The 26928-nt window shown below is 39.1% G+C and carries 18 protein-coding genes; 12 read left to right on the top strand and 6 right to left on the bottom strand.

The window, feature by feature from the left end; genetic code table 11:
- Positions 1-34: 34 nt before the first annotated feature.
- The 3 genes from ligA to NSQ70_RS03445 all read left to right on the top strand — a co-directional run bounded on the left by ligA (position 35) and on the right by NSQ70_RS03445 (position 4612).
- Entirely contained in the window at positions 35-2041 is a 2007-nt protein-coding gene (ligA, locus tag NSQ70_RS03435) for an NAD-dependent DNA ligase LigA (RefSeq protein WP_327872509.1), read from the top strand.
- 42 nt (positions 2042-2083) lie between these two features.
- Complete coding sequence (locus NSQ70_RS03440; protein ID WP_223255677.1) at positions 2084-3244, top strand: CamS family sex pheromone protein; 1161 nt, start codon at positions 2084-2086, stop codon at positions 3242-3244.
- Positions 3245-3604: 360 nt separating this feature from the next.
- Positions 3605-4612 carry a phosphotransferase gene (locus NSQ70_RS03445; RefSeq protein ID WP_255836114.1) on the top strand — a complete coding sequence of 336 codons (1008 nt, stop codon included), beginning with the start codon at positions 3605-3607 and terminating at the stop codon, positions 4610-4612.
- A gap of 44 nt (positions 4613-4656) precedes the next feature.
- Here NSQ70_RS03445 and NSQ70_RS03450 read toward each other — a convergent pair whose 3' ends face one another.
- Positions 4657-5355, bottom strand: coding sequence for an MgtC/SapB family protein (locus tag NSQ70_RS03450; RefSeq protein ID WP_169476135.1), 699 nt, complete (start codon positions 5353-5355; stop codon positions 4657-4659).
- Positions 5356-5517: 162 nt separating this feature from the next.
- The gene (gene putP, locus NSQ70_RS03455) at positions 5518-6999 is read right to left on the bottom strand and encodes a sodium/proline symporter PutP (RefSeq protein WP_061418249.1); all 1482 of its coding nucleotides are present in this window, start codon (positions 6997-6999) and stop codon (positions 5518-5520) included.
- A gap of 412 nt (positions 7000-7411) precedes the next feature.
- On the opposite strand from putP, the gene gatC reads away from it, so the two are divergent.
- The 3 genes from gatC to gatB are packed head-to-tail and all read left to right on the top strand — an operon-like array spanning position 7412 to position 10618.
- Positions 7412-7702 carry an Asp-tRNA(Asn)/Glu-tRNA(Gln) amidotransferase subunit GatC gene (gatC, locus tag NSQ70_RS03460; protein WP_003213898.1) on the top strand — a complete coding sequence of 97 codons (291 nt, stop codon included), beginning with the start codon at positions 7412-7414 and terminating at the stop codon, positions 7700-7702.
- Positions 7703-7716: 14 nt separating this feature from the next.
- Entirely contained in the window at positions 7717-9174 is a 1458-nt protein-coding gene (gene gatA / locus NSQ70_RS03465; protein ID WP_007496857.1) for an Asp-tRNA(Asn)/Glu-tRNA(Gln) amidotransferase subunit GatA, read from the top strand.
- A gap of 13 nt (positions 9175-9187) precedes the next feature.
- Positions 9188-10618 (top strand): Asp-tRNA(Asn)/Glu-tRNA(Gln) amidotransferase subunit GatB, encoded by a 1431-nt coding sequence (gatB, locus tag NSQ70_RS03470; RefSeq protein WP_007496855.1) that lies wholly within the window; start codon positions 9188-9190, stop codon positions 10616-10618.
- Between the two features lie 182 nt (positions 10619-10800).
- On the opposite strand, the gene NSQ70_RS03475 is transcribed toward gatB, so the two are convergent.
- Positions 10801-11646: a TetR/AcrR family transcriptional regulator gene (locus NSQ70_RS03475; protein WP_017359798.1), complete on the bottom strand. Its 846-nt coding sequence runs from the start codon at positions 11644-11646 to the stop codon at positions 10801-10803.
- Between the two features lie 131 nt (positions 11647-11777).
- Between NSQ70_RS03475 and NSQ70_RS03480 the strand changes: the two genes are divergently transcribed.
- Positions 11778-15002, top strand: coding sequence for an efflux RND transporter permease subunit (locus NSQ70_RS03480; protein WP_061418256.1), 3225 nt, complete (start codon positions 11778-11780; stop codon positions 15000-15002).
- A 30-nt stretch (positions 15003-15032) separates the two neighbouring features.
- On the opposite strand, the gene NSQ70_RS03485 is transcribed toward NSQ70_RS03480, so the two are convergent.
- The gene (locus NSQ70_RS03485) at positions 15033-15986 is read right to left on the bottom strand and encodes a nucleoside hydrolase (RefSeq protein ID WP_342502450.1); all 954 of its coding nucleotides are present in this window, start codon (positions 15984-15986) and stop codon (positions 15033-15035) included.
- A 181-nt stretch (positions 15987-16167) separates the two neighbouring features.
- On the opposite strand from NSQ70_RS03485, the gene NSQ70_RS03490 reads away from it, so the two are divergent.
- From NSQ70_RS03490 to NSQ70_RS03500, 3 genes are all read left to right on the top strand, one after another.
- Positions 16168-17076 carry a diacylglycerol kinase gene (locus NSQ70_RS03490; protein WP_007496845.1) on the top strand — a complete coding sequence of 303 codons (909 nt, stop codon included), beginning with the start codon at positions 16168-16170 and terminating at the stop codon, positions 17074-17076.
- A gap of 61 nt (positions 17077-17137) precedes the next feature.
- Positions 17138-18523 (top strand): 23S rRNA (uracil(1939)-C(5))-methyltransferase RlmD, encoded by a 1386-nt coding sequence (gene rlmD, locus NSQ70_RS03495; protein WP_342502451.1) that lies wholly within the window; start codon positions 17138-17140, stop codon positions 18521-18523.
- 241 nt (positions 18524-18764) lie between these two features.
- Positions 18765-23150, top strand: a complete 4386-nt coding sequence (locus tag NSQ70_RS03500) for a hypothetical protein (RefSeq protein WP_342502452.1) — start codon at positions 18765-18767, stop codon at positions 23148-23150.
- 157 nt (positions 23151-23307) lie between these two features.
- Here the strand turns inward: NSQ70_RS03500 and NSQ70_RS03505 are convergent, their stop codons facing one another.
- Together NSQ70_RS03505 and NSQ70_RS03510 are read right to left on the bottom strand one after the other, a co-directional pair.
- Positions 23308-23880, bottom strand: coding sequence for a hypothetical protein (locus tag NSQ70_RS03505; protein WP_309173760.1), 573 nt, complete (start codon positions 23878-23880; stop codon positions 23308-23310).
- A gap of 54 nt (positions 23881-23934) precedes the next feature.
- Positions 23935-24417, bottom strand: coding sequence for a hypothetical protein (locus NSQ70_RS03510; protein WP_309173759.1), 483 nt, complete (start codon positions 24415-24417; stop codon positions 23935-23937).
- Between the two features lie 520 nt (positions 24418-24937).
- Between NSQ70_RS03510 and NSQ70_RS03515 the strand changes: the two genes are divergently transcribed.
- Both NSQ70_RS03515 and NSQ70_RS03520 read left to right on the top strand, forming a co-directional pair.
- Complete coding sequence (locus tag NSQ70_RS03515) at positions 24938-25912, top strand: tRNA-dihydrouridine synthase (protein ID WP_035391414.1); 975 nt, start codon at positions 24938-24940, stop codon at positions 25910-25912.
- Between the two features lie 106 nt (positions 25913-26018).
- Positions 26019-26873 (top strand): SMI1/KNR4 family protein, encoded by an 855-nt coding sequence (locus NSQ70_RS03520; protein WP_217967462.1) that lies wholly within the window; start codon positions 26019-26021, stop codon positions 26871-26873.
- Positions 26874-26928: the final 55 nt, after the last annotated feature.

The raw sequence follows: 26928 nt of genomic DNA on the forward strand, positions 1-26928 counted from the left end.
CTGACAAAACGGATGAAGTGAAAGGAAGAAGCAGATGGATAAAGAAGCAGCGAAACGCCGGATCGAGGAACTACACCAGATTTTGAATCAATACAACTACGAATATCACACACTGGATCGTCCAAGTGTTCCTGACGCTGAATATGATGCGCGGATGCGTGAGCTGATTTCTCTAGAGGAAGAATACCCTGATTTAAAAGCAGCGGATTCACCCTCGCAAAGAGTAGGAGGTGCTGTTTTAGACGCCTTCCAAAAAGTACGTCACGGTACACCGATGCTCAGTCTCGGCAATGCGTTTCATGAACAGGACCTTCTTGATTTTGACCGCCGGGTTCGTCAGGCAGTCGGTGACGACGTCGCTTACAATGTCGAGCTGAAAATTGACGGACTCGCTGTTTCTCTCCGTTATGAAAATGGCGTGTTTGTCCGGGGTGCCACGCGGGGTGATGGGACAACAGGTGAAGATATTACCGAGAACCTCAAAACCATTCGTTCCATCCCGCTCAAAATCAATCGGCCTCTGTCGATTGAAGTGAGAGGCGAGGCATTTATGCCAAAACCTTCTTTTGAAGCCCTAAACGAAAAAAGATTACAAAACGAAGAAGAGCCGTTTGCGAACCCGCGTAATGCGGCTGCTGGCTCACTTCGTCAGCTTGATACGAAAATTGCAGCGAAACGAAACCTTGATATCTTCGTCTACAGTATAGCGGAGCTTGATGAAATTGGTGTTGAAACGCAAAGCGCAGGACTTGATCTTCTCGATGAGCTTGGTTTTAAAACGAACAAAGAAAGACGGATGTGCCAAACCATTGAAGAAGTGATCGACCTCATTGAAACACTGAAAACAAAGCGTGCTGATTTCTCATACGAAATCGATGGCATTGTCATTAAAGTCAATTCATTGGCTCAGCAAGAAGAACTAGGCTTCACAGCAAAAAGTCCACGCTGGGCTGTTGCGTACAAATTTCCGGCCGAAGAAGTCGTGACGAAGCTGATTGATATTGAACTAAGTGTGGGGCGTACTGGCGTCATCACCCCAACAGCGATTCTTGAGCCTGTAAAAGTGGCAGGGACGACAGTGCAGCGTGCTTCTCTTCATAATGAAGATTTGATCAAAGAGAAGGATATCCGCCTTTTTGATCAAGTGATTGTCAAAAAAGCGGGCGATATTATCCCAGAGGTTGCAGGGGTCCTTGTTGATCAGCGAACAGGAGAAGAAAAGCCGTTTCACATGCCGACTGAATGTCCAGAGTGTCATAGTGAGCTGGTCAGAATTGAAGGAGAAGTGGCGCTTCGGTGCATCAATCCACAATGCCCCGCTCAAATACGTGAAGGACTCATTCACTTTGTGTCTCGTAATGCGATGAATATTGATGGGCTAGGCGAGCGAGTCATTACACAACTTTTCAAAGAACAGCTTGTCTCTCGTGTATCAGACCTTTACCGTTTAACAAAAGAAGAGTTGATTCAGCTAGAACGAATGGGCGAAAAATCTGTCGATAACTTACTACGTTCGATCGAGCAATCGAAAAAAAACTCTCTTGAACGTTTATTATTTGGACTTGGTATTCGATTTATTGGTTCTAAAGCAGCGAAGACGTTGGCCATGCACTTTGAGGATATCGATCAGTTAAAACAAGCAACGAAAGAACAATTACTTGAAGTAGATGAAATTGGTGAAAAAATGGCCGATGCAGTTGTCACGTACTTTGAGAAAGAAGAAATACTAGATCTGCTAAATGAACTAAAAGAACTTGGGGTCAATATGACCTACACAGGGCCAAAACCGGTGAAAGTAGAAGAAAGTGATTCCTACTTTGCAGGAAAAACGATTGTGCTGACGGGGAAATTAGAAGAAATGTCTCGTAATGATGCAAAGGCAGCGATCGAAGCATTAGGTGGCAAGTTAGCAGGTAGCGTAAGTAAAAAAACAGACTTAGTCATTGCCGGCGAAGCAGCTGGAAGTAAGCTGACAAAGGCAGAAGAACTCAATATTGAAATTTGGGACGAAGCCAAAATGCTCGAGGAGCTAAAGAAATAAGAGGAGTGTTTTCTATTGAAAAAGTTGCTATTGCTGCTGACAATGCTCACACTGGTATTGTCAGCGTGTGCACCTTTTGGGGGAAAGGATGAGGAAGAGGTCACACAAAAAACGGATGAAACGAAAGAAACAGCGATCATCCCAATGTACAACATCTCTGATTCCTATTACAAAATGGTGCTGCCGTTTAAACAAGGAGCGGCAAGAGGACTAACAGCAGAGCGTCTCAATACACGCTTAGACATTGATGAATTTGAAACAGGACTCATGCGCCTGGCAACAGAATCATTCAATACAAACGACTATCTGTTCCAAGAAGGACAGCATTTAGATGAAGATACTGTTCTCAGCTGGCTTGCCCGTAAAAAAACAGGCAGTGATCTGAAAAAAGCTGAAAAAGAAGACAAAGACTTTAAGAACTTAGGTTTAAACCCTGCTCTTCCAAACTCAGGTTCAACAAAGTCAAAAAATGAAAATAGTCCAATCTACTTAGCTTCCATGCTAGAACATAATTACTTAATCAGAAAAGATAAAAATAGCTTACAGCTTGGCGGGGTTGTCATCGGTCTTGCGCTTAACTCTGTCTATTATTATCGCGAAAATATCGGGGATCCTCAGCAAGAGGTGACCATCGATTCATCGAAAAATTCAAAGAAACTTTTAGCAGAGGGCGAAAAAATTGCGGAACAAGTCATTAAACGCCTTCGTCAAATGGACGGACTGCAAAAAGTCCCAGTCATGATTGCTCTTTATAAACAAGCACCAAAATCGTCTATTGTTCCAGGAAACTTCATCGCTAAAACCGATGTAAAAGCAGGATCAGCTGATATTGGCAGTTGGGATACGATTAAAGAAGAGAATGTCTTCTTCCCTTCTGATAATGCCAAGAGCAGCTACAAAGATGATTCAGAGCGATTTGACCGCTTCAAGACAAAGGTAGAAGACTACTTCCCGAATTACACAGGTGTGGTAGGCAAAGGTTTCTATAAAAACGGGAACTTGCAAAAAATGAAAGTAGAAATTCCAATGCAATTCTACGGAAAAACAGAAGTCGTGGCATTCACGCAATACTTAACAGGTGAAGTCATGGATTACTATAAGAGCACCAATATAGAAATCAACATCACCTCTTCTGATCAGCAAGAAGCCCTCATCACAAAAAATGCTGAAGACAAAGAACCAACGGTCCATATATATGACTAAATAAAAACCGCCTTTTGGCGGTTTTTAGCGTGTAGACAAACCCTCGCATTCTTTGTCAGTCCTGCGTGCTGGTGCTCACGAATGTGAAATTCGCTCCGCGCCAGTACTCGTCCTTCCTAGACTTCAAAGGTTTTCTATCACGCTGAAAAGAAGACAAAGGGCTAAAATCAAGTTCAATTTCGCCCTTTGTCAACCATCTGAAAACCGCCTTTTGGCGGTTTTTTATTTCTAATTAGAGGAATTTTTCAACTTTTGTCAAAGTATGTGAAGAAACCAAAAGGAAAGGCAGGTATGTTGATGCTCGTATAAATGCTGATTACCGTCATGTATAAGTAAAAAGACGATAAAAGGAGAATCAGCATGCATAAAGAAGTAAAAGCACGATACGATGAACAAATGGTCTTAAAGAAAGCGGCTCTACTCTATCATTTTCAGCCAGAACAGGTCACATTTCTAGCCGATGCAGAAAATTATGTGTATGAATATACGGATGAAAAAGGGTCGAGTTATATATTGAAAATTACCCATACCATTCGCCGCTCCCGCACATATATTCTAGGAGAAATGGACTGGATTCGGTATTTATCTCAACATGGAATCTCAGTAGCTAAACCGGTTTTATCCGCAAGAGGAAAAGATGTTGAAGCGATTCCCGATCAAGCAGGAGGCGCTTTTTTGCTGAGAGTGTACGAAAAGGCGCCCGGCAGAAAAGTGACCGAAGCAGATTGGAATGGACAGTTGTTTCAAGCGTTAGGAGCCTATACTGGGCGTATGCATCAAACGACTAAACAATATCAAGTGAAAGATCCTCGCTATAAGCGTCAAGAGTGGTATGAGGAGGAGCAATTAAAGCTTGAAACGTATATTCCTTCTGATCAAACGGTTGTGTTGCAGAGAAAAGATGAACTGATGCAAAAGCTTCACCAGCTCCGAATATCCAAGGATGTCTATGGACTGGTGCATGCGGATTTACATCACGGGAACTTCCATTATCATCAGGGAGAAATCATTGCATTTGATTTTGATGATTGTGGGTATCACTGGTTTATCAATGATATAAGCATTTTGCTATACAACGTTCTTTGGTATCCGGTGATTCCGTATGAGGATAAAGCTGAATTTACGGGTGAATTTATGAGCCATTTTCTCAAAGGCTATCGACAGGAGAATGAGCTTGATGACGCATGGCTGGCGACAATACCAGATTTCCTGATGCTGCGTCATATGCTTATTTATGGGCTTTTACATCAAGCATTTGATCTCCAAACACTAAGCGCTGACGAAAGTGCCATGCTGGCGCGTTTTCGAAAGGAGATTGAGGACAAAACCCCAATTACGCCTTTTGACTTTCATCAGCTAACAACATAAATAGAAAGCCCCTTGCTGTTTCACATAGCAAGGGGCTTTTTATCCTAAACCGTATCACACTTCACACCAACAACGCCTTCTAAATCTTTAATATCAAAGTACACATCGGTTGTATAGCGGTCTTTATGTACGCGAACACGTACTTCCATGATCGGATAGTCCTTTTCCTTTAAATCATCAATACGTACAGAATGAATACGAATATTGAGTGCTTTCATTTCTTTTAAAATCTCTGTCATGCGGTTTCGATCAGAAAGTGACATTCTGATGCGGATTTCTTTTTCCTGTAAGCGAATGGGTCCAATCCGCTGGAAGAGCCAAGGTAAAAATTCCACACTGACAAGAATAAAGAAAAGACTGAGGAAGGCTTCTTTATAAAAACCTGCACCTGTTGCAACCCCAAGTCCTGCTGCTCCCCAAATCATCGCAGATGTCGTAAGACCTGAGATGACGTCATTGCTTTTGCGAAGAATCACACCTGCTCCAATAAAACCAACACCAGATATAATTTGCGCCGGTAACCTGAGTGGGTCCATTTGAAGCTTAGAGACTCGAGGGAAATTGTAGGCTGCATCAATGCTGATGATGGTTAATACGCAGGAGCTGACAGCAATGACAATACACGTTTTCAGCCCAAGCGGCTTTTTCTTAAGTTCGCGTTCAAGACCGATGATCAAACCGATTAAGGTGGCAACGGCTAATTTTAAGACCGTATCCCATTCAATTGTCCAAAACATGCGTATCGCTCCTTTCACTTCATGTACGTTTCACATCATGTATATGATCTTCTCACAGCCCATATGGCTGCACAACTTCTATTTTATTCAGAAACGGGAGAAAGAAAAGCATTTTATTTAAAAATAAAGAGAGTCATCCGCATAATGCAGATGACTCCTCATGTCTAGTTATTTTGTTTCTTCTTCGAGATGGTCTTCCATTTTGCTAAATAGCTTTTTAGAAGCTTTAGACGGTTTATTTGTTAAGAGGCTGACAATAATAGCAGTCAAACCACTTAAAATAAATCCAGGAACCATTTCGTACAATCCAGTCGTGTTGTTTAAGCCTGTTGAAATCCAAACGAGAACGACAACAGCCCCAACAATCATTCCGGCTAAAGCGCCATGATGATTCATTCGTTTCCAGTATAGACATAACAAGATGACTGGACCGAATGAAGATCCAAATCCAGCCCAAGCATAACCGACAAGGTCAAGAATAGTATCACTTGGGTTTAGAGAGAGACAAATGGCAACAATCGCTACGACTAGTACAGAGATACGTCCAATCATCACAAGTTCTTTGTCAGAGGCTTTTCTTCTAAAGAATGTACGGTATAAATCCTCTGTCATCGCACTTGCAGTGACAAGCAGCTGAGAAGAAATTGAACTCATAATTGCAGCTAAAATGGCAGAAAGTAAAAATCCAGTAATATATGGATGGAATAACACTTTAGAAAACACAATAAAGATGGTTTCTGGGTCTGCCAAAGTGGTGCTTGTTTCATGAACATACGCCACGCCGACTAAACCGACAGATAGTGAACCAATGACAGACACAATCATCCAGCTCATACCGATACGACGTGCTGGCTTTAAATCTTTTACAGTCGTAATCGCCATAAAGCGAACAATAATGTGCGGCTGTCCAAAGTAACCGAGTCCCCAAGCGAGGAAGGAAATAATGCCAATGACGCTCGTTCCTCTAAAAATATCAAGCAATTTAGGGTCAATCTGTTGAATATCATTAAATGTGGCAACAGGTCCACCTAATTGAGTAAAGGCAACGATCGGCACGAGCACTAATGCTAAAAACATAATAGCTCCTTGAACAAAATCAGTTAAACTAACTGCCAAAAAGCCGCCGAATAGTGTGTACAAAATCACGATACTAGAAGTTAAGATTAAACCAAACATATAATGAGCACCAAACGCTGATTCAAATAAGCGTCCGCCTGATACCATACCTGATGAGGTGTAAAGCGTAAAGAAAATCATAATGATGACAGCTGAGACAGCTTTCAATAAAGTAGATGAGTCTTTAAACCGTTTGTCAAAAAAGTCTGGAATGGTAATCGCATCATCAGCAACTTCTGTATACGATCTCAATCGTGGCGCTAGGAATAGATAGTTTAAGTAAGCCCCACTAATTAAACCAACAGCAAGCCATCCAGATGAAAGACCGGTTGTATACATAGCGCCTGGAAGCCCCATCAGCATCCACCCACTCATATCAGCTGCACCAGCAGATAGAGCCGTTACATAAGGACCTAACCCGCGTCCGCCTAACATATAATCATTCAAGTCGTTTGTTTTTCTGAATGCATACCAGCCAATGGCAAGCATTCCAATAAAATAAATAGATAGAGAAATTACAATCTCAATACTCATGTTTCCATATCACCTTTTTCGTATTAATTTGACATCACCTCAATCAAAATATACAAAGAACAGCCTATTGAACTGTCTGCTCACTGCTATGGTTACTTAACCTATCAGAGTATTCCCAAGTGATCAACCTTCTTAAACATCTTTATCTTTAAGAAAAAATGCACGGATCGGTGATAAGCGTCTATATGTATGCGTTTACAAAAATAAACTAAAGTAAAAATTTTCTGAAAAATAAAAAGGTACCTCGATGAATATTTTAGACACTGGCTGCACCACAATGACATATTAGGGGATAAAGCCTTTCTAGGCGACCTCGTAAAGTTGCTTTAGAACAGTAAAATTTGATATGATAAAGTGTATATGACTTATGATCATGACCACGAACACGTATCATTTTTGGAGGTGAACCTGCATGTCAAGAATTTCAATAGAAGAAGTAAAGCATGTTGCGCATTTGGCACGGCTTGCGATTACAGAAGAAGAAGCTGAGATGTTTACAGAACAGCTTGATAGCATCATTTCATTTGCAGAGCAGTTAAACGAGGTAGATACGGAAAACGTTGAACCAACAACACACGTATTAAAAATGAAAAACGTCATGAGAGAAGATGTTCCGAATAAAGGTCTTTCCATTGAGGCAGTCATCAAAAACGCGCCTGATCATAAAGACGGCTATATTCGTGTGCCATCAATTTTGGACTAAAGGAGGCCTGAGGCATGTCACTGTTTGACCACAAAATTTCTGAATTAAAAGAGCTTTTACATAAAAAGGAACTGTCTGTTTCTGATTTAGTGGACGAGTCTTATAAACGAATCCATGAAGTAGACGGGAAAGTACAAGCATTCCTAGCGCTGGACGAAGAGAAAGCACGTGCGTACGCAAAAGAATTGGACGAGGCCGTTGGTGAAAAGGACGAGCTTGGTCTATTGTTCGGTATGCCGATCGGTGTCAAAGATAACATCGTGACGAAAGATTTACGTACAACGGCATCAAGTAAAATCTTGCAAAACTTCGATCCTATTTACGATGCAACCGTTGTGAACCGCTTAAGAGAAGCGGAAGCTGTCACAATCGGTAAATTAAACATGGACGAATTTGCGATGGGATCTTCTACGGAGAACTCAGGCTTCAAAGCAACGAAGAACCCGTGGAATTTAAATACAGTTCCAGGTGGGTCAAGTGGTGGCTCAGCAGCATCTGTTGCAGCTGGAGAAGTACCATTCTCTCTTGGATCAGATACAGGCGGCTCCATTCGCCAGCCGGCATCATTCTGTGGTGTTGTTGGTCTTAAACCAACGTATGGCCGTGTATCTAGATACGGTTTAATCGCATTTGCTTCATCATTAGATCAAATTGGGCCGATTACGCGTAATGTTGAGGACAATGCATATGTTCTTCAAGCGATTTCTGGTGTTGATCAAATGGACGCAACGAGTGCAAATGTCGATGTCCCAGATTTTCTTTCTTCATTAACTGGCGACATCAAAGGCTTGAAAATTGCTGTGCCAAAAGAATATCTTGGCGAAGGTGTTGGCGAAGAAGCAAAAGAGTCTGTTCTTCAAGCGTTGAAAGTATTAGAAGGACTTGGTGCGACATGGGAAGAAGTGTCTCTTCCGCATTCTAAATATGCGCTTGCGACTTACTACTTACTGTCATCTTCAGAAGCATCTGCAAACCTTGCGCGTTTTGACGGTATTCGCTATGGCTACCGTACAGACAATGCAGACAACCTGATTGATTTATATAAAAATACCCGTTCTGAAGGCTTTGGAGACGAAGTGAAACGCCGCATCATGCTTGGCACATTCGCTCTAAGCTCAGGATATTACGATGCATACTATAAAAAAGCGCAAAAAGTCCGTACGCTGATCAAAAAAGACTTTGAAGATGTTTTTGAAAAGTATGATGTCATTGTAGGACCAACAACACCGACTCCGGCATTTAACATTGGTGAAAAGACAAGCGATCCACTCACAATGTATGCAAACGATATTTTAACGATCCCTGTTAACCTTGCAGGCGTTCCAGGAATCAGTGTGCCTTGTGGATTTGCAAATGGTCTTCCATTAGGACTACAAATCATTGGTAAACACTTTGATGAAGGAACGGTTTACCGCGTGGCTCACGCTTTCGAACAAGCAACAGATCATCATAAAGCAAAACCTGAACTGTAAGGGGTGAATCAGAATGAACTTTGAAACGGTAATTGGACTTGAAGTCCACGTAGAGCTCAAAACACAATCAAAAATTTTCTCAAGCTCACCGACGCCTTTTGGTGCGGCTGCCAATACGCAAACAAGTGTCATCGATCTTGGTTATCCTGGCGTACTGCCTGTGCTGAACAAAGAAGCGGTGAACTTTGCGATGAAAGCAGCAATGGCACTGAACTGTGAGATTGCAACTGATACAAAATTTGACCGTAAAAACTATTTCTATCCTGATAACCCAAAGGCGTATCAAATTTCTCAATTTGATAAACCGATCGGTGAAAACGGCTGGATTGAAATTGAAGTAGACGGCAAAACAAAACGAATTGGTATTACACGTCTTCATTTGGAAGAGGATGCAGGAAAACTGACGCACACAGGCGACGGTTATTCACTCGTCGATTTCAACCGTCAAGGAACACCGCTTGTTGAAATCGTATCTGAGCCAGACATTCGTACGCCAGAAGAAGCGTATGCTTACTTAGAAAAATTAAAATCTATTATTCAATATACAGGCGTCTCTGACTGTAAGATGGAAGAAGGCTCACTGCGCTGTGATGCCAACATTTCTCTTCGTCCGATCGGCCGTGAAGAGTTTGGAACGAAAACAGAGCTGAAGAACTTAAACTCATTTGCTTTCGTCCAAAAAGGTCTTGAGTTCGAAGAAAAACGCCAAGAGCAAGTATTGCTTTCTGGCGGCTTGATCGAACAAGAAACTCGTCGCTATGACGAAGCGTCTAAAAAGACGATCCTCATGCGTGTCAAAGAAGGTTCTGATGATTACCGCTACTTCCCGGAACCAGATTTAGTGGAGCTGTATATTGATGACGAGTGGAAAGAACGCGTAAGAGCATCCATTCCAGAGCTTCCAGACGAGCGCCGCAAACGCTACATTGATGAACTTGGACTTCCTGCATATGACGCAATGGTACTGACGCTGACAAAAGAAATGTCTGATTTCTTTGAAGCGACCATTTCAGAAGGTGCTGAAGCGAAGCAAGCATCAAACTGGCTCATGGGTGAAGTATCTGCCTACTTGAACTCGGCTCAAAAAGAGCTGGAAGATACGAAGCTAACGCCGCAAGGACTGGCTGGCATGATCAAGCTTATCGAAAAAGGAACGATTTCTTCTAAGATTGCCAAAAAGGTATTCAAAGAACTTATTGAAAATGGGGGCGACGCAGAAACAATCGTCAAAGAAAAAGGACTTGTCCAAATTTCTGACGAAGGTGCACTGCTCAAACTTGTCACAGAAGCTCTTGATAACAACCCGCAATCCATTGAAGACTTCAAAAATGGAAAAGACCGCGCAATTGGTTTCTTAGTCGGACAAATCATGAAAGCATCGAAGGGCCAAGCAAACCCGCCGATGGTCAACAAGATTCTTCTCGAAGAAATCAAAAAACGATAAATTGCAAAAACCGCCTCATGGAAGAGGCGGTTTTTTTGTTGATGGATATGACAGGGTCTTATCACAGATTCAGACCACCGCCGTATATCAATTCATTGGTTCTTTTTTTATAATGAAGCATAAGCTTTAGCGCATATTCGAAGGGGATAAAGGTGAACTAAAGTGAACATCGCCACGTATTGTCATTGGAGGAATAGCTTCAATTGTTCCACAGCTCTTTGGACAGCGGAGTCCTCACACGTTTCTAAATTTGTCAGCATCCCTTGAATGACCGGCTTGCGAGGCTCATCTTTGGCCAATTCTTCTTCAATAACTTCAATGGATACAAGGGTATCATCCGAAAGCAGATGCTCAGATTTTAACAATCGAAGCTCTTCTTGAAGAGTAGCGGCATTTGGCGCTTCATCATCCCAAATGTTTTGCTTTAGAATCGGCTTCGCATGAGAACGGAGAAGCCCATGCACCAAATCATCAAATCGGTCGAGAATAAAGGATGAGAGCTCATCACATGATAATTGCATCTGATCTTGCAAAAGCAGTACCTGCACATAAGATTGGATAATTCCTTGAATCATGACTGACAGGTCAGTTATATATGGTTCGATCTCCTGTCCATACGTGGTCAAAATAGAAATTTGGATTTCATCATTCATCTGTTTTTTAACCGTTTTGGAATACTTTTTAATTTGCTGGTTTTCCGGAATAATGTTCTCGCTGAGGATCAAAATGATAAAATCCTTGTTCTCAGCAAAGTGCTGGAACTGTTCAGCGATTTGTTTCTGAAAGATATCTCTAGGCGCAAGATGTTGATTTTCTTTTCGAATCTTTTCAATACTTTGCATAGACGTGTCGATATAATATTCAAACGCTCTGTTGAAAAGCTGTTCTTTTGATTTGAAATGCAAATAAAATGCACCTTTAGAAATTCCGCATTCATCTGCAATTTCCTGAATGGTCGTAGAAGAAAAACCTTTTTTCGCAAACAACTGAATGCTTGCTTTAATGATTTTTTCTTTTTTTTCGTTCATGAAATAAGGCCCCTTCAGCTTTAGAATGTTACGTCAAACGCAAGTGAAATGGTTGACGGCATTGTATATCACCGTTTATTATGATATAGAATGACCAGTCAGTCAATACATAAAGGAAAATGGAGGACATAATGAATTCGATCATCAATTTTGTATTAAAGAACAAGTTCGCTGTATGGCTCATGACGATTATCGTAACAGTTGCTGGTCTATATGCCGGATTGAATATGAAACAAGAATCAATCCCGAATATCAACACTCCAGTCATTACGGTTTCTACAACGTATCCTGGCGCAACGCCGGACGAAGTATCAGATAAGGTGACAGATCCAATTGAGAAGTCGATACAAAATCTCAATGGGGTGAATGTGGTCACTTCTAATTCTTTTGAAAATGCCTCATCGATTCAAATCGAGTACGATTACAATAAAGATATGGATGAAGCAAAGAAGGAAATTGAAGATGCCATTAGCAATATCAATTTTCCAGAAAATGCAGAAAAACCAAAAATCGCACGTTTTAGCATCAATGCGATTCCAATCTTAGCTCTTAGTGTCTCCGGTGATAAAGAATCATTACAAGACCTGACACAAAAAGTGGAAAATGACCTTATTCCTTCTCTTCAAGGTTTAGATGGTGTCTCTTCTGTCGAAGCTTCTGGACAACAAATCAAAGAAGTAGAATTTTCTTTTAAACAAAAGAAATTAAAGGAATATGGTTTAGATGAAGAAACTGTCCAAAACATGATCAAAGGCTCTGATGTCAATGTACCTTTAGGGTTATACACATTTGGCAACAAGCAAAAATCAGTCGTAGTGGATGGCAATATTTTAAGTGTTAAAGATTTGAAAAACATGCGAATTCCTGTTACACCAAGTGCAAGCGGCGGTGCGGGAAGCGCAGGAGCTGGAGCGCCTTCTAGCGGCTCAGGAAATGCAGGAGCTCAAGGTGCTGATCAACAGGCTGGTAGTGCAAGTCAGCAGCAGGCAGCAGCTCAGCAGCAAACTGGTGCAGGTGCAGCAAGCGGTCAATCGGTAGAGCTACCGACGATCAAACTTTCTGAGATTGCAGATATTAAAGTCGTGAAAGATGCAGAATCGATTTCTAGAACGAACGGAAAAGACAGTATCGGTCTGCAAATTGTCAAAGGCTCTGATGCCAACACAGTGAGTGTAGCAGAAGCAGTCACAAAAGAACTTGAAACATTCAAAAAAGACAATAAAGGAATCAAAGTCAGCACGACATATGATCAAGCAGAGCCGATTAAAGAATCTGTCAGCACAATGCTGAACAAGGCGATCATCGGAGCAATCTTTGCGATCATTATCATCATGTTGTTCCTTCGAGATATCAAATCAACATTAATTTCGGTCATCTCTATTCCGTTATCCCTGTTGATTGCTGTTTTATTATTAAATCAGCTAGATATCACATTAAATATCATGACACTTGGTGCCATGACAGTCGCCATTGGACGTGTTGTCGATGACTCGATTGTCGTCATAGAAAACATCTATCGACGAATGGCGTTAAAAGATGAACCGTTAAAAGGCAAAGCACTCGTTAGAGAAGCAACAAAAGAAATGTTTATTCCGATTATGTCTTCGACGATTGTCACAATTGCGGTATTCTTGCCATTAGCGCTAGTGGGTGGAATGATTGGTGAACTATTCATCCCATTTGCATTAACCATTGTGTTTGCTCTAATGGCTTCATTACTTGTCGCCATTACAATCGTTCCAATGATGGCTCACAGCCTGTTTAAAAAGAACCTGTACGGCAAAGCGAAAAAGGTAAAAGAACACAAACCAAGCAAACTTGCTGGTGGTTATAGACGTGTACTCAATTGGACATTGAACCATAAATGGATCACGTCAGGAATTGCGATTTTGATGCTGGTCGGAAGCTTATTCCTCGCACCACTTGTCGGTGTCAGCTTCTTACCACAGGAAGCAGAAAAAACGGCAATGGTGACATACACGCCAGAGCCTGGACAAACGAGAGAACAAGCCATTGCTGAAACGAAAAAGGCAGAAGATTACTTAATGAAACGGGATCATGTCAATACGGTTCAATATTCATTAGGCTCTTCAAATGCACTGACAGCAAGTGTTGGTGGAAACTCTAACGGTGCATTATTCTTCGTACAATACGACGAGGACACACCGAACTTTGATAAAGAAAAAGATCGTGTGGTTAAAGCCCTTCAAGACAAAACGTCTAAAGGGGAATGGAAATCACAAGACTTCTCATCTGCTGGCGCAAGCAATACAGTGACGTACTATGTGTACGGTGACAAAGCAAGTGATATTGAAGGCACAGTCAAAGATGTCGAGAACATTTTAAAAGATGAGAAGAACTTGAAAAACGTCAGCACAAGTTTATCTGAGAAGTATGACGAATATACGTTTAATGCAGATCAAGAAAAACTGGCGAAACTAGGCTTGACCGCTTCACAAATCGCACAGGCGATCGCTCCTCAAAGTAATGAAACAACGTTGACGAAAGTAACAGAGGACGGCAAAGAACTAGATGTGAAGCTTCAAACGGAAAAAGATGAATACAAGAGTAAAAAAGATCTAGAGAATAAAAAGATCACAACACCAACAGGACAACAAGTCCGAATTGGCGATGTGGTGAAAGTGAAAGATGGCACAACAGCAAACACTGTGACAAAGCGTGATGGGAAGATTTACGCTGAAGTATCTGGTGACATGACAACAGACGACGTATCAAGTGTGACACAAGATGTCCAGAAGAAAGTTGACAAGCTTGATTTAAAATCTGGCGTTACGATTGATACAGGCGGTGTAAGTGCGGATATTGAGGAATCCTTTACACAGCTAGGACTCGCAATGCTTGCAGCGATTGCTATTGTATACCTCGTTCTCGTCATTACATTTGGCGGAGGTCTTGCACCATTTGCGATTCTGTTCTCACTTCCATTTACGATTATTGGTGCACTCGTTGGATTGTTTGTAGCGAAAGAAACCATCAGTTTAAATGCCATGATTGGATTGCTGATGCTGATCGGAATCGTTGTAACAAATGCCATTGTCTTGATTGACCGAGTGATTCATAAAGAAAAAGAAGGACTTTCAACAAGAGAAGCCTTACTTGAAGCAGGTACAACAAGATTACGCCCAATCTTAATGACGGCACTTGCGACAATTGGTGCATTGCTGCCACTCGCATTAGGTTTTGAAGGCGGAAGTCAGATCGTATCAAAAGGACTTGGCGTCACCGTTATTGGCGGTTTAACAAGTTCTACACTTCTCACATTGGTCATCGTGCCAATCGTGTATGAAATCTTAAGCAAGTTTAGACGTAAGAAAAAGTACGCTGAAGAAGAGTAAGAGGAAGCCCCGCTAATAAGCGGGGCTTTTTTATGATGAAATCTGACAAACCGCTTTTCTCATTAGCTCTTCAAAGGCTTGGAAAAAGGCATCTCGATCAACGTGGTCAATGACTTGAATCGATTTTCCATCTGGATGTTCTTCAGTACGTCCTTGTCTTGGCGATTCGGTATAAACAATTGCATTCATTTCTTTTGAACGGGTAAATGAGGTGGATGCAAGAGTAATGGTTGTCAGCACATCCCATAAGTAGTAAGTCGAGTTCGTTTCGTGATGAATGAGAGGCGGACAAAAGGCATAACATTGTCCAATAAAGTCAATCCCGATGTGAGAGCGAAGGGAAGCCCATCGTTGACGGACATCGAGTGTGAGCGGGACTTGATTCGTGCTTTCCAGTGCGACCATTTCAATTGGAAAACGCTCTTGAAATACGGTGCTCACAGCATAAGGGTCCCAAAAAGCATTCCATTCTGCTGTTCCATCATGCTCTGGTTCTTCGACATTGCCTTTTTCAAGGAATGTGCCGCCCATCCACACCAGTTTCTCAATTTTATTTGAGATGGAAGGATCTTCTTCTAAGGCGCGTGCAAGGTCTGTGAGCGGTCCTGTAAAGAGCAGCGTAACAGGTTCGGTTGACTTTTTCACTGTTTCAATCAGGTGAAGATGTGCAGGAAGCTTAGATGCTTTTGTATCAACAGCGCCTTTTTCATTTAAAATCGGCAGGGCATCTACATAAAAAGCATGCATACGCCATTCCTTTGGAAATGGATTCACACCTCTAGAATTGGAAGCGGCTACTTCAATCTCATATGGGCTAAAACGATCAATAATTTTCTGAGAGGCGCTCAGCGCAGGCTCTAAATAACAATCAGCAGGAATCACAGACGTCCCGATCACTTTCAGGTGTTCCATTTGAAGAAGCAGAAATAAGGACACGAGATCATCAACACCGCCGTCATGATTGAAATAGACAGGCTTTTTCATGGCATACCATCCTTTTCATCGTTTTCTTTTATCTTATCAGAATGCTGATCTGCTGAGGGAAACGTACCGTGAGATTTCAAATATTAGGGGGTTGTTCTGTTGCCATTTTCAAATCTCATAGTATAATTAAAGGTTGTTAGTGGTGAAAATAGATTGCATAATGATAATAGGATGATGATGAATGAAACGTGCTCGAATTATATACAATCCGACATCTGGACGTGAACTCTTTAAGAAGAATTTACCGCAGGTTTTGCAAAAATTTGAACAGGCTGGCTATGAAACATCTTGTCATGCGACGACATGTGCAGGAGATGCAACACAAGCAGCCGAAAAAGCCGCACAGAGAGATTTTGATTTAATTGTAGCAGCTGGTGGAGACGGTACGATTAATGAAGTCGTCAATGGATTAGCACCGCTTGAAAAAAGACCAAAATTAGGAATCATTCCAGTTGGAACGACCAATGACTTCGCAAGAGCACTTGGCATTCCAAGAGAAGATATTTTAAAAGCAACAGATGCCATCATTGATGGTGTAGCAAAGCCGCTTGATATTGGTAAAGTGAATGGACAGTATTTCATTAATATTGCGGGAGGCGGCCGATTAACAGAGCTGACCTATGAAGTGCCTAGTAAGCTGAAAACCATGCTAGGACAACTTGCGTATTATTTGAAAGGCATGGAGATGCTTCCTTCCATTCGCCCGACAGAAGTCGAAATTGAATATGACGGCAAATTGTTTCATGGAGAAATCATGCTGTTTCTTGTTTCACTAACAAACTCAGTAGGCGGCTTTGAAAAGCTCGCACCAGATTCCATTCTAGATGATGGGATGTTTGACCTGATCATTCTAAAGAAGGTCAATCTAGCAGAAGCCATTCGAGTGGTCAGCCTTGCACTTCGAGGCGAGCATATTCATGATAACAATGTCATCTACGCAAAAGCGAATCGCGTGAAGGTAGATGTAAAAGATAAAATGCAATTAAATCTAGATGGTGAATACGGCGGCATGCTGCCAGGTGAATTTGAAAACCTGTATCGCCATATTGAATTTATTGTGCCAAAAGCAACAGCTGAAAAAATAGGGTGAAGACTGAACTTGGTTCCTTATGGCGACCAAGTTTTTCTTTGCAAATGAGGTGATAAAATTGGTGAAAATGAAACCGCCTGTTGAAAAGAATGAATACTACAATGTAACCTTCGAAGATTTAACGCACGAAGGTGCAGGTGTAGCGAAAATTGAGGGTTTCCCTGTGTTTGTACCGAATGCCCTTCCTGAGGAACAAGGGAAAATCAAAGTCACACGTGTCAAAAAAGGATTTGCTTTTGGACGACTCATGGAGCTGACAAAGGAAAGTCAGCACAGGCAAGATGCGCCATGTCCTATCTATAAGCAGTGCGGAGGCTGTCAAATTCAGCACATGAGCTATGAAGGCCAGCTGCTTTTTAAACAGAAACAAGTAAAGGACGTATTGGAGCGGATCGGCAAGCTTGATATGAGCCGTGTAAAAGTTCATCCTGTACTCGGCATGGAAGACCCTTGGAATTACCGAAACAAAGCACAAGTACCAGTTGGCGAACGGGAAGGCGGACTTGTTGCTGGATTTTATCAGCAGCGTACCCATGAAATTATTGATATGGAAAAATGCTTGATCCAGCAATCAGAAAACGATGAAGTCGTTCAAGCTGTCAAAGAAATATGCCAAGCGTTCGGTATCAAAGCATATAACGAAGAACGTCATAAAGGCTGGCTTCGCCATGTCATGGTTCGCTACGGTATTGCAACAGGTGAAATGATGGTTGTGTTTGTCACAAGAACGGCTGATTTTCCGCAAAAGCAACAAGTGATTGAGCAGATTATAGCACGCTTCCCACACGTTCGGTCAATTGTGCAAAACGTGAATTCAAAGAAGACAAATGTCATTTTCGGAGACGAAACGACCGTTTTATGGGGAGAAGAATACATTTATGACACGATTGGCGACATCAAATTTGCTATTTCAGCCCGCTCGTTTTATCAAGTAAACCCAGCTCAAACAAAGGTGCTTTACGACAAAGCGCTTGAATATGCCGAGCTGCAAGGAGAAGAAACCGTCATCGATGCGTATTGCGGAATCGGTACAATTTCCTTATTTCTCGCACAAAAAGCAGGCAGAGTCTATGGCGTAGAAATTGTGCCAGAAGCAATTGAAGACGCAAAACGCAACGCTGCCTTAAACGGAATCACCAACGTCGAATTCGCAGTCGGCGAAGCAGAAACCGTTATCCCAAACTGGTACAAAGAAGGCATCAAAGCAGATACGTTAGTTGTCGATCCGCCAAGAAAAGGCTGTGATGAAGCACTGCTTGACACCATTTTAAAGATGAAACCAAACCGTGTTGTGTATGTGTCCTGTAATCCAGGGACGCTTGCTCGTGATTTGCGTATTCTTGAAGATGGTGGGTATGTGACGGAGGAAGTGCAGCCGGTGGATATGTTTCCGCATACCTCACATGTGGAATGTGTGGCGCAACTTATTTTAAAAGAAGGCAACTAACCTGTATGGGGGTTGTCTTTTTTTTATAGTAGGGGGATTAAAAAAGTTTTAGTTGAAGTTCCCTCAAACTCTTTTTTGGTAACTATTGGTACTTAATCAGCCAATTCACAGAAAATTATTTTAACTTTTTGATATAATAGGAATATGAATAAAATGTAAAATTGGTAATTAAAAGGATGATGAGAAGGTTTGTTATTGGAATATAAGAAAAATAATGGTCGTCGATTAGGGGGGAATAATAGTGAGCATTTTAGCATATATAGCTGGAACTTTGATAGCCCCAAATTTTGCGGGTTACCTGTTGTCAAAAGGTTTAACAAATCGAAATAAAAAGAGATTAATTAAAGACATAGAAGATATAGTTACTGAATTTAATCGTAAGTTTGATAATACTGAGGTTGATAGTAACTATTTTATAGAATTTCTTGAACAGAGCAAGACTGTTGAAACAATAATACAAAGAGTATTTTATGCATATAACACTTCAAAGGAAGATTACCAAGATATATTTAAGAAACTAGCAAAAGAAGCGGTTGAATTTGTCAATATTAAAAAAGATGAATTTAAGCATACGCCTATTAAGAAACCGACCGATTTTGAAGAGTACTTCTCTGATTTGTTTGATATACTAGTAAATTTTCGAGAATCGTTATTAGACATTAAAGACAGTGCGATTGTATCAATGGTTGATGAGTCAATTGGTAAATCAGAAGGGGAAATTATCAGAACAATTGAGGAGATAAGAGACAATTATTTGTTAGGAAGGAATAAACATCTTTCGTCTAATGAACAAATCAAGCGTAGGCTAGAGGAGTTGAATCGCGAATATAAATCAGCTTTTATTCCGTTGGACAATAGTCTTATAAAGAGAAAAGAATTTTCTATATGTAGAGAAGCATTAGTCTCAGAGAAATCTCTAATAATACATGGAAAGGCTGGAAGAGGGAAAAGTGGATGTACTGAAGATATTATCAATTATTGTGAAGAAAGTGAGATACCATACTTGGCAATTAAATTAGATAAACGAGTTCCAAGTATGACTGCGGAGAAGTGGGGAGAAGATTTAGGATTACCTGCATCAATCACTCATTGTATCCACAGTGTTTCTAAAAATAAAAGGGCAGTAATTATTTTGGATCAGTTAGATGCCCTGCGTTGGACTCTGGCGCATTCTAGAGATGCTTTATTAGTATGCTCTCAGATTATTAATCAAATAGAGGTATTGAATAATGATAGAGCAAACAAGATATCTGTTGTTTTTGTGTGTCGAACTCATGATTTGGAAAACGATAATAATATTAGATCATTATTTAAAAAAGATGATTCAAAAGAGGACGTTATTCAATGGGATAGGGTTCAGGTTAATGAGTTGGACGAGGATTTAGTTGAGGGTATTGTTGGAAAGCGTTATGAACAACTAACAAGTAAACTGAAAGAGATACTAAGAATTCCAAGCAATTTATATATTTGGAAACAGCTAGATCCTGGTAAAGTATATGCAGAATGTTCTACAGCAAGCCATTTGATCTCTGAATGGTGGGGGCAGTTATCAAATAAATGTTTTGAATTTGGATTGAGAGAAGACAATCTATTTCAGATTAAAGATAAAATAGTAACTTTTCTAGAGAGGTCTAGTAAAATATTTATTCCTTTAAGTATATTAAACGAAAATAAATCATCTTTAGAATTTTTATCTTCAAATTCTTTCTTAATTATTCAAGGAAAGAAAGTTTCGTTTGCCCATCAATCTATATTAGACAGTTTTTTAGCAGAAAAGATGCTTCAGAGATATTATGATGGTGAAGATATTGTAGATATTATTGGTACTAAAGATAAACAAACACCTGGTAAAAGATATCAAGTGCAAATGTTTATGCAAAATTTATTTGAATTTGATAGCCGCGATTTTATTATTGTTGGACAAAAAATGTTTGAAGCAAAACAAATCAGATATTTTGTCAAATTTGTTTTTTTCGAAGTGCTAAATCAGATAGATAAAATAGATGAAAATATACAAAACTTTATAGTGAATAACTGTGAAAATGAAAGTTACGGCAATCACATTATTAATAACGTTATATTTTCAAAGCCCAATTATATTAAGTTGCTTAGACAATGTGGCATTTTAGAGAAATGGTTTAACACCCCATCTAAGAAAGATATGGTTATCAATTTTTTTGTAAGTATAAGCCCAAATTTTGAGGCTGAGGATATTACGTTAATTGAAAAATATTCATTTAATTCACAGGAAGACGATAATAAATTCTCTAAATGTTTTTTGCGAGATATAAATCAGGATACGGATGAGTTATTTGAATTAAGAATGAAATTTTATAAGCGATATCCGCGAATGACTGATAACTATTTTGATTTTAAGTCGATGCTTAAAAATAGTGAATTAAGAACAATACGGCTATTAACTTTTTTATTGGAAAATAAAATTAAAAGCAAGGGGAAACAAATTTATTATTACGAAGAAACATTTCTCTATGAAGACTCTGAAATTCTAATCAATAATGGAGAAGAGGTTCTTAATTTATTATTACCACTCGTTCCAATAGATAAAGACGTAAGCTTTATTTATAGTGATTGGTCTGGGAAATATATTCATAAAAGAGGGCTAGAAAGGGCTTGTATTCAAATTATAAAGAAAGCGAATGCAGCAATAATTTCTCAACACCCAGAAAAATTCTTTGATTATTATAATAAATACATGGGGAAAGGTAATGATTTATTTAATGAAATTATATTGGATGGATTATTTAGATTGTCAGAAAATTATAGTGATGTTGTAATTAATTATTTATGCACCGATTTAAACAGTAACGTATTCGATAATACAAGTGGCAATGGTGATAAATTACTTCTTGCCAAACAAATATTAGAAAAACATACGAGATACTGTAGTGAGGATATTTTCAATTTATTAGAAGAGAGAGTTCTAAGTTATCTTTCTCCGCAAGCTAAAGACGTATATCGTCGTAGAATTAATTATAATAGAGAAAAAAATGGTCGTACAGTTTATTGGAGTTTTTGGGGTGATTTTCAAAAAGAAATTTTAGAAGTTCTTCCCTATAATCGATTGAGCATTCAAGCAAAAAATTTGTTGCGTATTTTAAGACGTAAATTCCCTAAAGGGTCAATTTTATATAAATATACAGATGGACATAGCGGATCGATAAGCTCACCCGTGGCGGGGAAAAAATTAAATAACAAAAAGTGGATAGAGATTTTAACTAATAAAAAACTTATTCAAAAAGATTCTTCCAGATGGATAGAGGTTCCAGAAGGTTTTATTAGCTCTTCTATTGAAGAATTTGCAAGTAGTTTTAGTAAAGCTGTTTCCGAGGAACCTGAAAGAATGATAAATCTAGTTCTTTCAAATAAAGAGAAAGTTCTGGAATCATACGTAGATTCCTTATTTAGTGGCGTTGCATCTAGTAAGGCATTGGGGGATGTGCCGATAGAGTTATTGGAAAAAATGATTTTGACCTATCCATATGATTATACCTCATATCGGGCGAACGAAATTTGCTCAATCATTAGAGACAGGAAAAACGTAAATTGGTCTCAGGAGATTTTGGATATTCTAAAGGATATTGCGATTAACCATGATAACCCAGAATTAGGAATTGTGAATGTAACTAATAATGAGGATAAAGAAATGCGTAGCTATGCCATGCTACAAAGTAATGCGATTAACTGTGTAAGGGGTAACGCAGCTCAAGCAATAGCTGAGTTATTATGGAATGAAAGAACTTTGTTTAAACAGTTTAAAGATACAATTGAAAGATTGGTATTTGATGAAAATCCGGCAGTGAAGTTAGCTAGTTTATTCGCATTATGGCCTGCCTATAATATTGAAAGAAAGTGGGCATCAGAGATAATATTAAATCAATATGCTAAAGATTACAGGTTAGCAGGTTTCTATGATACGAAAAATATGCTCTTTTTGCTTTATCCTAAATATCGTGAACAAGTACTGAAAACTATAAAAAAATGCTACGAATCCGAAGATAAAGACCTAATTGATATGGGTGCAAATTGTCTTTCAGAAATGTTTATTCGTAATAATGAATTTTCCGAAATAATTAATAACGTAGATGCAATGAGTGAAGCACAAGCAAAAGCCATACTTCATATGGCTACTAACTATTTTAACAAAGGTGAATTTAATTCAATAGTAAAAGATTTAATACGTAAATTTAAGGCAAGTGCATTAGATCTCGAGATGCCAATTTCACGATTATTTTATGATGATCTCATTGATTTAAAGAGAGATAAGGATTTTATGATTGAAATAATGAATTCTGGTTTAAACCGTAGAATAGTACATGCTTTTGTTCATTATCTTGAAGAAAAATCAAAATCATTTGTTGATTACAAAGATATTATATTTTCAATGAGTTACCACTTACTTGGAAACGAAGTTGGTAAGTTTGAAGAGATTTGGGGAATAGAAGATGAAATTTCTAAATTGATTATTAGATTATATGACGAAACCTCTAACTCAACTATCCCTGAGATAAAAGATATTGCAAATGAATGTCTTGATATATGGGATTTGATGTTCGAAAAGGAATTTGGTCAAATTAGATACTTGAGCCAAAAACTAATGGAAAGGTAAGAAGATGTTGTATAACTCCTATGTATATCAGTTTTACTTTAAGTACTTCATTTTTCTCAAGTAATTTAAAAGAAAAAATTCAGATATCTTGAGTAATCTATATTCGTCCCTTATGTTAATTAGATAAATTCTATATATCAATAAACCCCCTTCTCCATTATAGGATAGGGGGTTCTTCTTCTATATTCTGATTTTTTTGATCTAGTGCGGAGGATATGATATCAAGTCCGATGTATAAAAAGCTAACAAAGAAAGATAAAATTAATACACCATTCCCCCATATAGAAACTTCAATTATCTTTAAATTGAGTACATATTTAATCGTGAAGTAAATAAGAGCCCACGAAGCAAAAAATTCTAAAATATAGGTTATCCATTTTGGGACCTTCAACAAAAAAGTGATTCCTTTCCCTATAAATAAAACTATAAATGACCAAAAAACTACGATGATGCTAACTAACAACGAAAAGGTAAACAAAGAAAAAAATGAATCATAAGTTATGTATTCGCCGAAAAGAAAATTCACTCCCAATGATACTAGGTAAAGCATGAAAGTTGGAAGAGCAATAGCGAAACTTAAAGAAAAAAGTAATAGTAAAATAAAAAGAATGGCAGCAATAGCGCCAGGAGGTTTATCTACAACATTTTTCTTCCTTAAAAAAGTATAAAATATGATAGATACTAAAAGGAGTATTAAAAAAGTCAGTGAAATCACATAAGAAAAAGACATGCACACCCTCCACAAAAAAGTGCTATTAGAAACTAATAGCACTTATTTTTATATTTAGATAAGAGCAATAATGAACTTTGCCAATGTTTTAGCAACATCTTTAGGCGCACCAATTTTAGTGAAAGCTTTTGTGAATTGTTTTTCAGTCCATTTTTCACCTTTATCCATTATCTTTGCGACTTTAGCAGAATGCTTTCTGACCCAAGCAGCCGCCTTTGGACTTAAGGGTTTCAATGCTCTTGATAGTAACCACCCACCAGAACGACAAGCAGCTCTGAATGCTTTATATGTCCATGAAACAGCTCCTTGAGTAGAAACTTCCCCGTTTACAGCTGTTTGAGTTGATAGTGCATTAGACTGAATAGGACTAGTCCTATTATTTGTTGCAGCTTGTTGTAAAGAAGTTTTATATACTTTCGTATGTACTGGTGCTGTTGATTTAGCCGGCTCTGCTGCAAATGCAGTAGTCGCACCAAGGCCAGAAGTCAATAAAGTTGCGCTTAGTAGTACAGGAACAAATTTTTTTCTAAAAGTCATGTTAATTTCGCCTCCGAAAATTTAATGAAGAGGCTGTTTATAAGTTAGAAAATTCTTGTTGTTCAAGCCTCAATTATAAAATACTTCTTAAGAAAATCCAGTGAAATATGACTTAAACACGTATAGGTCTTTTATATAAGAAAATCACTCCTTTTTATAACATACATAAAATTGTAACAAAAACCATATTAAGGATAAATAGTAATTTTGTTCTATATTTTTGTGGTGTGATATATTCGTGTAGCTAAGATTGCGGTTTGTTTTCAGCGTGGAGAAACTTCTTTCTTCTCAAGTTGGTATCTTGATAAATGATTACTTGCTGTCCATCGCGTGACACGTTTCCTAGCAGGAACGGCATTTACGTCTCTTCAAATTTTTGATATTTTATTAAGTACGATAGCATTTATTAATGTTCATTTTATGGTCCTTTTGCGTATAATGATTAATAATGTATATAAATGATATTTTACAGAAGGACATGCCCTTTAGGCGCTATGTCATGAGAGGAATTGGATGAAAGATGAGTAAAAATTTCTGGCGTGATTTACCACGGCCATTTTTTATATTAGCACCAATGGAAGAAGTGACAGATGTTGTGTTTCGTCATGTTGTGAGTGAGGCGGCGAGACCTGATGTTTTTTTTACAGAGTTTACGAACAGTGAGAGCTACTGCCACCCTGATGGCATTCAAAGTGTGAAAGGCCGTTTAACATTTACAGAGGATGAGCAGCCGATTGTTGCTCATATTTGGGGAGACAAGCCTGAGAACTTTAGACAAATGAGTATTGGAATGGCGGAGTTAGGATTTCAGGGGCTTGATATTAATATGGGCTGTCCTGTCCCAAATGTCACGCAAAACGGGAAGGGCAGTGGATTGATTCTTCGTCCAGACGTTGCGGCAGAGCTGATTCAAGCGGCAAAAGCAGGGGGATTACCTGTTAGTGTGAAAACAAGACTAGGGTTTACAGAGGTCGATGAATGGCGTGGTTGGCTCAGACACATTTTGGAGCAAGACATTGTGAATTTATCGATTCATCTTCGTACTAGAAAGGAAATGAGCCAGGTAGATGCGCACTGGGAGCTTATTCCTGAGATAAAAAAACTGCGTGATGAAGTAGCACCTGATACGCTTTTGACGATCAATGGTGATATTCCTGATCGTCAAACGGGCTTAAAGCTCGCTGAGCAATATGGAATAGACGGAGTGATGATTGGGCGCGGAATTTTCCATAACCCATTTGCCTTTGAAAAAGAGCCGAAAGAGCATACGAGTGACGAACTGTTAGGTCTTTTAAGATTACATCTTGATCTTCATGATCAATATTCTTCATTAGGTTTGCGTCCATTTAAGGCACTTCATCGTTTCTTTAAGATTTATGTGAAAGGGTTCAGAGGAGCGAGCTTCCTAAGAAACCAATTAATGAACACATCATCAACAGATGAAGTGCGTGCAATGCTAGATGAATTTGAAGCGAGAAATCAAGAACAATCATGATCAACAAGAGGAGGGGTAACCCTTCTCTTTTTTTATGAATAGGACTATTAAACTAGTTCTCTCAAATGATAAAATGAGATAGAAATAACAATTGGAGGTATTTTATTTGAAACCATTTTGGGACACAGACAGAGAAAGTGAAGAGACTTTTAAGAAAATCAATGAAAAAGGCATTGCAAAAGCAGAAAAGAAACTAGGCGTCACCTTGCCTGATACATATAAGAAGCTTATCCTCGAACAAAATGGCGGTTATACCCTACATAATGCTTTTCCAACAGACCAGCCGAATGGATGGGCAGAGGATCATGTGTCATTTGATCATTTAAGAGGAATCGCGAAAGGCGAAGGTATCATGGATAGTGATTATTTAATAGAAGAATGGGAATTGCCTGAGGGTCTTGTGCTTATTTGTGGGGATGGTCATACGTGGATCGCTTTGGATTATAGAGAAACAAAGGAACATCCGCCGATTCATTACTTTGATCTAGAATATGAAACGGATTTCAAATTAGCGGATTCGTTTGATGAACTAATTGCAGGGCATTATACCGCAGAAGATAGCGAAGAAGATGGGATGTCAGATGAAGAGTGGCAGGCTGAATATGAAAAGCAGAATCCGCCATTATCAAAAGAAGAAGTGAAAGATATCTTTTTAACCAAAGACCCTGAACAGCTTTCAAAAATCTCGAATTTCCAAGTGGAACAAATTGATGATATCAAGTGGATTTTTTCTGAAGTAGAAACATATATGGAAACCCTTCAGGACGAAGAAATGTTAACGACTGTTGGCTGGGCAATCAATACGATCTTTATAATGAATGACGAAATGATTAAGCAGCATGCTGATGTTGTCGAGCATGCACGTCGTTTTGCGAAGCATTTGAATCAATCAGAAATAGATGAAATGCCCCACATTGCCTTTAATATATCAATCGCATTGGAATTTGATTTAGAAGAATAAGTATCTATCATTTTTTAAATAGACCCCCTTATCAAAAAGGGGGTCACCAATTCCT

Source organism: Bacillus sp. FSL R5-0397 (assembly GCF_038593395.1).
GTDB lineage: Bacteria > Bacillota > Bacilli > Bacillales > Bacillaceae > Bacillus > Bacillus altitudinis.

Excerpts from the sequence above, each read along its gene's own strand:
- gatC (WP_003213898.1), top strand. The coding sequence starts at position 7,412 with ATGTCAAGAATTTCAATAGAAGAAGTAAAGCATGTTGCGCATTTGGCA.
- NSQ70_RS03505 (WP_309173760.1), bottom strand. The coding sequence starts at position 23,880 with ATGTCTTTTTCTTATGTGATTTCACTGACTTTTTTAATACTCCTTTTA.
- gatB (WP_007496855.1), top strand. The coding sequence starts at position 9,188 with ATGAACTTTGAAACGGTAATTGGACTTGAAGTCCACGTAGAGCTCAAA.
- NSQ70_RS03475 (WP_017359798.1), bottom strand. The coding sequence starts at position 11,646 with ATGAACGAAAAAAAAGAAAAAATCATTAAAGCAAGCATTCAGTTGTTT.
- NSQ70_RS03515 (WP_035391414.1), top strand. The coding sequence starts at position 24,938 with ATGAGTAAAAATTTCTGGCGTGATTTACCACGGCCATTTTTTATATTA.
- NSQ70_RS03510 (WP_309173759.1), bottom strand. The coding sequence starts at position 24,417 with ATGACTTTTAGAAAAAAATTTGTTCCTGTACTACTAAGCGCAACTTTA.
- NSQ70_RS03480 (WP_061418256.1), top strand. The coding sequence starts at position 11,778 with ATGAATTCGATCATCAATTTTGTATTAAAGAACAAGTTCGCTGTATGG.
- gatA (WP_007496857.1), top strand. The coding sequence starts at position 7,717 with ATGTCACTGTTTGACCACAAAATTTCTGAATTAAAAGAGCTTTTACAT.
- ligA (WP_327872509.1), top strand. The coding sequence starts at position 35 with ATGGATAAAGAAGCAGCGAAACGCCGGATCGAGGAACTACACCAGATT.
- NSQ70_RS03440 (WP_223255677.1), top strand. The coding sequence starts at position 2,084 with ATGCTCACACTGGTATTGTCAGCGTGTGCACCTTTTGGGGGAAAGGAT.
- NSQ70_RS03445 (WP_255836114.1), top strand. The coding sequence starts at position 3,605 with ATGCATAAAGAAGTAAAAGCACGATACGATGAACAAATGGTCTTAAAG.
- putP (WP_061418249.1), bottom strand. The coding sequence starts at position 6,999 with ATGAGTATTGAGATTGTAATTTCTCTATCTATTTATTTTATTGGAATG.
- NSQ70_RS03490 (WP_007496845.1), top strand. The coding sequence starts at position 16,168 with ATGAAACGTGCTCGAATTATATACAATCCGACATCTGGACGTGAACTC.
- NSQ70_RS03485 (WP_342502450.1), bottom strand. The coding sequence starts at position 15,986 with ATGAAAAAGCCTGTCTATTTCAATCATGACGGCGGTGTTGATGATCTC.